The organism is Pseudomonas sp. NPDC077649, from assembly GCF_044542855.1.
GTDB lineage: Bacteria > Pseudomonadota > Gammaproteobacteria > Pseudomonadales > Pseudomonadaceae > Aquipseudomonas.
This window is the reverse complement of the sequence record NZ_JBITVF010000001.1, coordinates 1,284,720-1,292,591: the sequence shown is the minus strand read 5'-3', so window position 1 is coordinate 1,292,591 and position 7,872 is coordinate 1,284,720. Positions and strand designations below refer to the sequence as shown.

Sequence of the window (7,872 nt, the reverse complement as noted above, 5' to 3'; positions counted from 1 at the left end):
CACAACCCCAAACCCAACCAACACACCCAACCACCAAGGGCCAAACTTCAATGCGAACCAGGCCGTGGTGCCGGACTCGGCGTTGGCGAGCGGCAGTGCGCTGGCCAGGAAGTCGGCAAGCGCAGCCTCCTGGCCGGGTTTGGCTTCGAGGCGAACAAACAGGGCGAGCTTGGTCATACTGTAATCCTTTGGGTAACTGGGTTAGGTGAATGGATCAACGAGCCTGCAGTCTAAGTCGTCATGACAGCCATCTCTATAGACAATAATGACAACATTGATATCATTGTTGCCATGAAACTCCACATCCTTGTTTGTGATGGCGTGTTTGATCTGGGGCTTGCGGCGCTCACCGACACAGTGGGCTTGGCCAATGCGATGGCGGGCTCGCTGCCACAGGCTCCCGCGCACATAGAGCTCACGCTGGTGGGCGTGCGGCGTCGCATCCGAACTGCGCAAGGCTTGACGGTCCCCGTGGTCACTGCGCGTAGTGTGCCGGAACCAGACGTCGTGCTCGTGCCCGCGTTTGGCGACAAGATGCCTGACACGCTCTCGGCTCGGCTCACACGCCCCGATGTGCCCGACGCTGTCGCGGCGCTACAGCAGTGGTCCACCGCTGGCGCGCACCTAGGTGCCGCTTGCTCCGGTAGCTTCTTGCTTGCAGAGAGCGGCCTGCTTGATGGGCATCGTGCGACGACGTCATGGTGGCTGGGGCCGATGTTTCGGCAGCGCTATCCGAACGTCAAGCTGGACGAATCACGCATGATCGTGAACTCGACACGCTTCACCACCGCTGGTGCCGCTTTGGCCCACGTCGACCTGGCCTTGCGCATCATCCGGGAGCGCAGTCCGGCGCTGGCAGCCCTGGTGGCACGCTATCTGCTGGTCGAGGCACGCAGTTCGCAAGCCGAGTTCGTTATTCCCGACCACCTTGCGCATGCCGACCCGATGGTGGAGCGCTTCGAGTGCTGGGCCAGAAGTCAGCTCGCGAAGGGGTTCTCGCTGGCCGAGGCGGCCAGCGCCGCGGGCACAAGCGAGCGCACCTTGGCGCGGCGGCTGCAAAGCGTTTTGGGCAAGACACCGTTGTCGTATTTCCAGGACCTGCGCGTGGAGCATGCCGTGCATCTCTTGCGCACCGGAAACGCGAGCGTCGACCAAGTCGCCGCACAGGTCGGGTACTCGGATGGGGTGACCCTGCGGGCCCTGTTGCGCCGCAAGCTGGGCCGGGGTGTCAGGGAGTTGCGACGCGGTGGATGACCAGAGGCCTTTGGTGTATGTACGGCTGGAGACCGCCGGGAAACTGACGCAGGCCAAACGGCGCATTTGGACCTGACAAAACTACTGCCCGCCACGGCGCGCAAGCTCCAGTTTGACCCCGGACAAAGTTTTGCTGGCAATGTCGTGGTTGAGCAAATCAATACCTTGATTGAGCAACGCTGTGCACTGACGATTCGGCGGCTCACCGACCCCGCCGCCGACAATGACGCAGCCGCCGAGCCCACCGTTTGAACTACCGTGCGGACACGGGTTCGATTCAGGGTTGAGGAACACGAACAGCACCGGGTTGAATACCTCCACCTGGATGTCCAACTCGACCAGAGCGGCCAAGCCGTTGATGGATTTGCGGAAGTCGACGGGTTTTGGGTGGAGATAGACCAAGGTTCTCCCATTGAGGAAGATTAGAATGTATCTGCCGAGCACGATTCCTTATCAGCAGCATCGTGGGTTCAGCCGAACCTTCACTCCGGGTCATTTGAGCCTGGGATTGTTCTTCCCTTTGGAGGCCTTCGGTGGGGACATTCCGAGCATGCTCAACCAGGTCGCATTGGCCAAACGAGCAGAGGAGCTGGGCTTCTCCGCGCTCTGGTTTCGCGACGTGCCTCTTCGGGACCCTAATTTCGGCGATGTCGGCCAAGCCTTCGATCCCTGGGTATACATGGGCTATATGGCGGCTCATACGTCAGAAATAGCGCTTGGCAGCGCATCCATTGCCATCCCTTTACACCATCCTCTGCACACGGCCAAGGCGTCAGCCAGCGTCGATCAGTTGAGCGCAGGTCGCTTGATTCTGGGCGTAGCCTCCGGCGATCGCCCAGTGGAGTTTTCAGCCTTTGACGTCGATCCCGAAAGGCGCGGAGAAGTCTTTCGAGAGCACTACGAGGTGATTCGCCGAGCCTACAACACCAGCTTCGAACCCATCCGCTGGAGCGGTGGTGAGCTGCGCGGCGCAGACCTCATTCCGAAACCCACAACCCAAGTGATTCCGATGCTCGTGACCGGACATAGCCGCCAGTCACTGGATTGGATCGCGCGCGAAAGCGCCGGATGGATCAACTATCCACGCGCGCCGAAAATGCAGCGACTGATCGTGGAAGATTGGCGGATGGAGGTCATGAAGCAATGTGGTTCCGTCTATAAGCCCTTCACTCAGTCGCTTTACATCGACCTCAGTGAGAACCCGTCCACGCCGCCCACTCCCATTCATTTGGGGTTCAGGCTCGGACGTGACCACCTCCGGGCTTTGCTGGAGTCGCTTGAGGAAATCGGGGTGGACCACGTTATCCTCAATCTCAAGTACGGAAAGCGCCCTGCGGCGGACGTCATTGAGGAACTGGGCACTCACATCGTTGCGCAATTCGGAGTAAAGGCGCGTCCTGGAGCAAATTGATCCGCCGGCCGCGTCCAAGCCCGGCCGAGGAGGTGCGGCTCAACAGGCTGAATGATCAGGCCGATACCTGTTCAAGGAATATCAGTTGCAACGGCTCTTGCAGCAGATCATCTGCCGTGGCGGCAAAGCGCTGAAAGTAAGGCATCGAAATATGCGCATCCAGCGCCGCCTGATCCCTGAAAGCCTCGCGCATGTAGAAAGTGCCCTGCTCGTCACGCTGCTCGAACAACACATAATCGAGATTGCCCGGCTCTGCGCGGGTCGGCTCTATCAGCTTCAGCAATTCTTCTTTCAATGCCTGTTCTTTGCCTGCCTTGGCCTTGAGTACGGCAATTGATACCAACACGTTACTGGACGTATTCATCGTCAACTCTCCAACATTAAAAACCGCAAGTGATGCCGCAGGCGGTTCAACGGGCCCGCAGGCGAGCCCGTCTGATGAGTGAAATCAGAAACCTTCGAGAACGATCTTGCCCCGGGCCTTGCCGCTCTCGATCAGCGCATGGGCACGACGCATATTTGCCGCATTGATCGCACCAAAGTGCTCGCCCACGGTAGTTTGCAGAACACCTTGGTCAATCAGAGCGCTGACCCGATTGAGCAGGTGATGCTGATTAATCATGTCCGGGGTTTCGTACAGTGAGCGGGTGAACATCAGCTCCCAATGCAATGACAGCGACTTGCGCTTGAGCGGCATCACATCGAGGGTTTCGGGATCGTCAATCACACCCAGACGCCCCTGTGGCTTGAGCACGTCGATCAGTTGTGCAAAGTGTTGTTCGGTGTGGGTTAGGCTGGCGACATAGTCGATCTCCGGCACACCGAGCGCTTGCAACTGTGCGAGCAGTGGCTGGCTGTGATCGATCACGTGATGCGCGCCCAACTGCCGCACCCAATCAGCGGTTTCCTGGCGTGAGGCGGTACCAATGACGGTAAGGCGGGTCAACTTTCGGGCCAGTTGCACCAGCATCGAACCGACGCCGCCAGCCGCTCCAGTGATCAACAGGCACTTACCCTCCCCCGTACCCTCGACGACACCGAGCCGGTCGAACAACAATTCCCAGGCCGTGATCGAGGTCAATGGCAACGCTGCCGCATCGGCGGCACTCAATGAATGAGGCTTGTGCCCGACGATCCGCTCATCGACCAAATGGAATTCGCTGTAGCTGCCGCTGCGGGCAATCGAGCCGGCATAGAACACTTCATCGCCCGGCTGAAACAGCGTCACTTCAGCGCCGACCTCGCGGACAATGCCTGTGGCGTCCCAGCCGAGGATTTTCGGTTCTTTTGTGAAAGTTCCGGCGCGCACCTTGGTATCCACCGGATTCACTGATACCGCGCGAACTTCGACCAGCAGATCCCGAGGGCCAGGCGTGGGCCGCGGGAGACTGATGTCGATCAATGCTTGTGGATTGTCGATGGGCAACGCGTGCTGGGTAAAGCTGATGGCTTTCATGGAGACTCGCTGTCGAAGGGTTGATGCATTCACTTGCGGCAATCTTCGACTTCCCATGGACAAAGAAAAACAAGCAGAATGCGCCAACACTTTCACTTCAGGAGTGAAAATGATCCGCATCGATGATCTTGGTTTATTCATCCGCAGCGCCGCGCTGGGCAGTTTCACCGCAGCGGCGCTGGAGGCTGATCTACTGCCTGGTCAGGTCGCTGCCGCCATCAAACGTCTGGAGCGCGAACTGGACGTGCGCCTATTCGCCCGTACGACGCGCAGCCTGCGATTGACTGCCGAGGGCGAGCAATATCTGCCCACCGCCCACTCAGTGCTAGAGACCCTGCAGCAAGGCAAGGAAAACCTGCGGGGTGAGAACGCCACGCTGCGGGGCGTGCTGCAAGTGACAGCGCCGTCCGATCTGGGGCGCAACATACTGCTGCCGTGGCTGACGCTGTTCCGCCGTCAGCATCCTGAATTGACGTTGCGTTTTTTCCTGTCGGACCAGATGGCCAATCTGTTTCGCGACCCGGTGGACGTGGCGATTCGCTACGGTCCAAATGAAGACGCCAACTACGTGGCACTGCCGCTTGCACCTTGGAACCAGCGGGTGCTGGTTGCCTCGCCGGAGTATGTGCAACGCTGCGGTTCTCCCCAAACACCGGATGACTTGAGCAAGCATGCCTGCCTGCTCTATCTGCAAAATGGCCGGGTCTACGACAAGTGGAACCTGGGCGGGCAAACCGTGCAGGTTTCGGGACCGTTGTTCAGCGATGACGCCGATGTCGTGCGGCGCTGGTCATTGGAGGGTGAAGGTATCGCCTACAAGTCCTGGCTGGATGTCAGTGCAGATATCGCCGCAGAGCGTCTGCTTGTGCTGCTGCCGGATTATCCTGGCGAAGCGTCACCGTTGAGTCTGGTGTGCCCGCATCGCAAGCAGATCAGCCCTGCGGTTTCTCAGCTTCACACGTGGCTGAGTAGCCAGTTTTCTGCTCTGGAGCGCAGGTGAACCGATCCTGTGATTGATGCTCACTGAGCATCCCGCGCTTCATGGTTCGGCGGATCAATGCGTTCAATATTCCCCAGTACCAGCGCACGCCCGGCAAACAGGCCGCCTGCTGTTTCCAAGGCAAAACGTTCGGCGTCGCGTTTGCGCACTTTTCCTCGATCACTGCGTCGGCTTCGTGCTCAGACGCACCCAGAGTCAGCACGGCCTGACCACCGAGCAGCAGGGCGGCCTCAAAGGTTTCCCGCACTATGTAGTCGGCATCGTGTTTGACCAATTCCAGCGCATGTTCGCGGTCAAAAGCGCGCACCACCAATTTCACCTGCGGGCAGTAGTGCCGCGTACTTTCGACAATGCGTGTCGCGTCTTTCTTATCATCCACACAAATAATGATGGCGCGGGCGTGATGGGCACCAGCAGCGTGCAATATTTCATGGCGGGCACCATCGCCGTAATAGACCTTGAATCCATAGGGTGTCACGGCGCGGATGACCTCCGGATTTATATCAATGATGGAAATTTTCGCTCCCTGGGCGAGCGGTGCCTGGCAGGCAATCTGCCCCACTCGGCCAAAACCGATGATGAGTACATTGCCTTGCAGGTTGTGTGCGGCTTCCACACCGTCCATGGAAACGGTCTGCACGCGCGCAAAGCGTTTGTACAGCAATACAGTCACCGGCGTAATGGCCATGGAGAGCACCACAATAGCCGTCATATTGGCGCTGACTTCAGGACTGATGACCCTGAATTTGAGCGCTTCGGCAAACAGCACAAAAGCAAATTCGCCCCCCCCCTGCGCCATAAGCACGGCGCGATCCAGTGCGTCGCTATGGCTGCTTTTCGCGAGGTCGGCGCGCGACCCCATAAATGCACAGCGCCTTGACCGTCATCAGCGCAAGCACACCAGAGGCGATGAGCATCCAGGCCTTGTCCACCACCTGCAGATCCAACGACATACCGACGCCGAGGAAAAACAGCCCCAGCAGCAGGCCGCAAAATGGCTCTATGTCGGCCTCCAGCTGGTGGCGGAAGATGGATTCCGACAGCAGCACACCAGCAACGAAAGCCCCCATCGCCATTGAAAGGCCGCCGATTTCCATCAGCAGCGCGACACCCAACACAACCAGCAACGCAGCGGCAGTCATGACCTCGCGCGCTTTGGCTCGGGCCAATACCTGAAACAGAGGATTGAGCAGCCACAATCCAATGGCCACCAATGCGCCCAAGGACAATCTGCTGCCCATCGGTGCCAGTCCCGAAGACCAGGCGGCGCAGTCCGAAGCCTGGACCGCCGCCGTTGCCTATGCTGCGCTGCTCCACGATATTGGCAAGATCGCCGTCGATCTACACGTCGAACTGGCCGACGGCAGTACTTGGCATCCGTGGCATGGCCCGCTGCACCAGGCGTACCGATTTCGCTACCGTGACGACCGCGAATACCGCCTGCACAGCGCCGCAACAGGCTTGCTCTATCGTCAACTGCTCGACCGCCACGTCCTGGACTGGCTCAGCGACTATCCGGCTCTCTGGGCACCGCTGCTCTATGTGCTGGCCGGTCAGTACGAACATGCCGGTGTACTGGGGGAACTAGTCGTGCAAGCAGACCGGGCGTCGGTGGCCCAGGAGCTGGGCGGCGATCCGGCGCGCGCCATGGCCGCGCCCAAGCATGCACTGCAACGCAAGCTGCTGGACGGGTTGCGCTACCTGCTCAAGGAACAGTTGAAGCTGAACCAGCCGGAAGCCTCCGATGGCTGGCTCACCGAGGATGGTTTGTGGCTGGTGAGCAAGACGGTTTCGGACAAACTGCGCGCACACCTCCTGTCTCAGGGGATCGATGGCATTCCTGCGAACAACACCGCCGTGTTCAACGTGCTGCAAGACCACGGCATGCTCCAGCCCACCTCGGACGGCAAAGCGGTCTGGCGCGCGAACGTGACCAGCACGACCGGCTGGTCCCATTCGTTCACCCTGTTGCGTCTCGCTCCCGCGCTGATCTGGGAGTCTGGCGAGCGACCAGCACCTTTCGCGGGGACGGTAGAGATCGACGCGACGCCCGCGGAAAACGACGCCAGCATGTCGGCTCCCGCGCCTTCCGTCTCGGTGAACCCAGCGCAGGGAGGTCAAGAGCCTCCGATTTGGGAGGGCGACAGCACCACCATCGTTTCACCGCCCGCAGCCCAGCCCGTGCCCGACGTCATGGAGGATTTGCTCGCGATGGTGGGCTTGGGTGAGTCGGCCGGCGTTGGCCAGGATGCCGAGGAGTTCCTCCACACCCCCGCGCCAGCAACAGCCGCGACGTCCATTCCGTCGCCTGCACCTGCACCCGCGCCTACGCCTGGGCCATCGGCAACGAAGCCATCCGGGGAACAGTTCATGGTTTGGCTGAAGCAGGGAATCGCCTCACGACGGCTCATCATCAACGACGCGAAGGCACTCGTGCATACGGTGAATGACACGGCCTACCTGGTCAGCCCGGGTGTGTTCCAACGCTATGCGCAGGAGCATCCCGAAGTGGCCGCACTCACCAAGCAGGAGAATCAACAGGATTGGCAGTGGGTGCAGAAACGCTTCGAGAAGCTGCAGCTACATCGAAAGCAGCCCAATGGTCTGAACATTTGGACCTGTGAAGTCACGGGCCCGAGGAAGTCCCGCCGACTGCATGGCTACCTCCTCGAAGATGGGTTCTTGGCACTCGCCGAAATACCGCCCAACACCCCCTATCTTGCTCTGACTCAGGAAGGATGACGCGATTCG

At 59.8% G+C, this 7,872-nt stretch carries 6 protein-coding genes and 4 pseudogenes; 5 read left to right on the top strand and 5 right to left on the bottom strand.

Translation table 11 applies throughout. The features are described from left to right. Nucleotides 1-177 (bottom strand): annotated as a pseudogene (locus tag ACIGFL_RS05955) (antibiotic biosynthesis monooxygenase); the annotation flags it as partial. A gap of 63 nt (nt 178-240) precedes the next feature. Between ACIGFL_RS05955 and ACIGFL_RS05950 the strand changes: the two are divergent. Together ACIGFL_RS05950 and ACIGFL_RS05945 are read left to right on the top strand one after the other, a co-directional pair. Further along, nucleotides 241-825 (top strand): annotated as a pseudogene (locus ACIGFL_RS05950) (DJ-1/PfpI family protein); the annotation flags it as partial. 120 nt (nt 826-945) lie between these two features. Next, nucleotides 946-1,254 carry a helix-turn-helix domain-containing protein gene (locus tag ACIGFL_RS05945; RefSeq protein WP_369806812.1) on the top strand — a complete coding sequence of 103 codons (309 nt, stop codon included), beginning with the start codon at nt 946-948 and terminating at the stop codon, nt 1,252-1,254. Between the two features lie 81 nt (nt 1,255-1,335). Here the strand turns inward: ACIGFL_RS05945 and tnpB are convergent, their stop codons facing one another. After that, the gene (tnpB, locus tag ACIGFL_RS05940; protein ID WP_397496452.1) at nt 1,336-1,656 is read right to left on the bottom strand and encodes an IS66 family insertion sequence element accessory protein TnpB; all 321 of its coding nucleotides are present in this window, start codon (nt 1,654-1,656) and stop codon (nt 1,336-1,338) included. A gap of 25 nt (nt 1,657-1,681) precedes the next feature. On the opposite strand from tnpB, the gene ACIGFL_RS05935 reads away from it, so the two are divergent. Next, nucleotides 1,682-2,665: an LLM class oxidoreductase gene (locus ACIGFL_RS05935; protein WP_397496451.1), complete on the top strand. Its 984-nt coding sequence runs from the start codon at nt 1,682-1,684 to the stop codon at nt 2,663-2,665. A 55-nt stretch (nt 2,666-2,720) separates the two neighbouring features. Here ACIGFL_RS05935 and ACIGFL_RS05930 read toward each other — a convergent pair whose 3' ends face one another. Both ACIGFL_RS05930 and ACIGFL_RS05925 read right to left on the bottom strand, forming a co-directional pair. Continuing rightward, nucleotides 2,721-3,029: a putative quinol monooxygenase gene (locus ACIGFL_RS05930; RefSeq protein ID WP_147811821.1), complete on the bottom strand. Its 309-nt coding sequence runs from the start codon at nt 3,027-3,029 to the stop codon at nt 2,721-2,723. Between the two features lie 84 nt (nt 3,030-3,113). Further along, a complete protein-coding gene (locus ACIGFL_RS05925) occupies nt 3,114-4,121 on the bottom strand; it encodes a zinc-binding alcohol dehydrogenase family protein (RefSeq protein ID WP_397496450.1) in 1,008 nt (335 codons plus the stop codon). Nucleotides 4,122-4,230: 109 nt separating this feature from the next. Between ACIGFL_RS05925 and ACIGFL_RS05920 the strand changes: the two genes are divergently transcribed. Next, on the top strand, nt 4,231-5,121 hold the full coding sequence (locus ACIGFL_RS05920; protein ID WP_397496630.1) for a LysR family transcriptional regulator: 891 nt from the start codon (nt 4,231-4,233) through the stop codon (nt 5,119-5,121). A 20-nt stretch (nt 5,122-5,141) separates the two neighbouring features. Here the strand turns inward: ACIGFL_RS05920 and ACIGFL_RS05915 are convergent. Further along, nucleotides 5,142-6,350, bottom strand: a pseudogene (locus tag ACIGFL_RS05915) (cation:proton antiporter); the annotation flags it as partial. Here ACIGFL_RS05915 and mobH point away from each other — a divergent pair. Next, nucleotides 6,343-7,863: pseudogene (gene mobH / locus ACIGFL_RS05910) on the top strand (MobH family relaxase); the annotation flags it as partial. The pseudogenes ACIGFL_RS05915 and mobH sit on opposite strands and share 8 nt — an antisense overlap. Between the last annotated feature and the right edge of the window lie 9 nt (nt 7,864-7,872).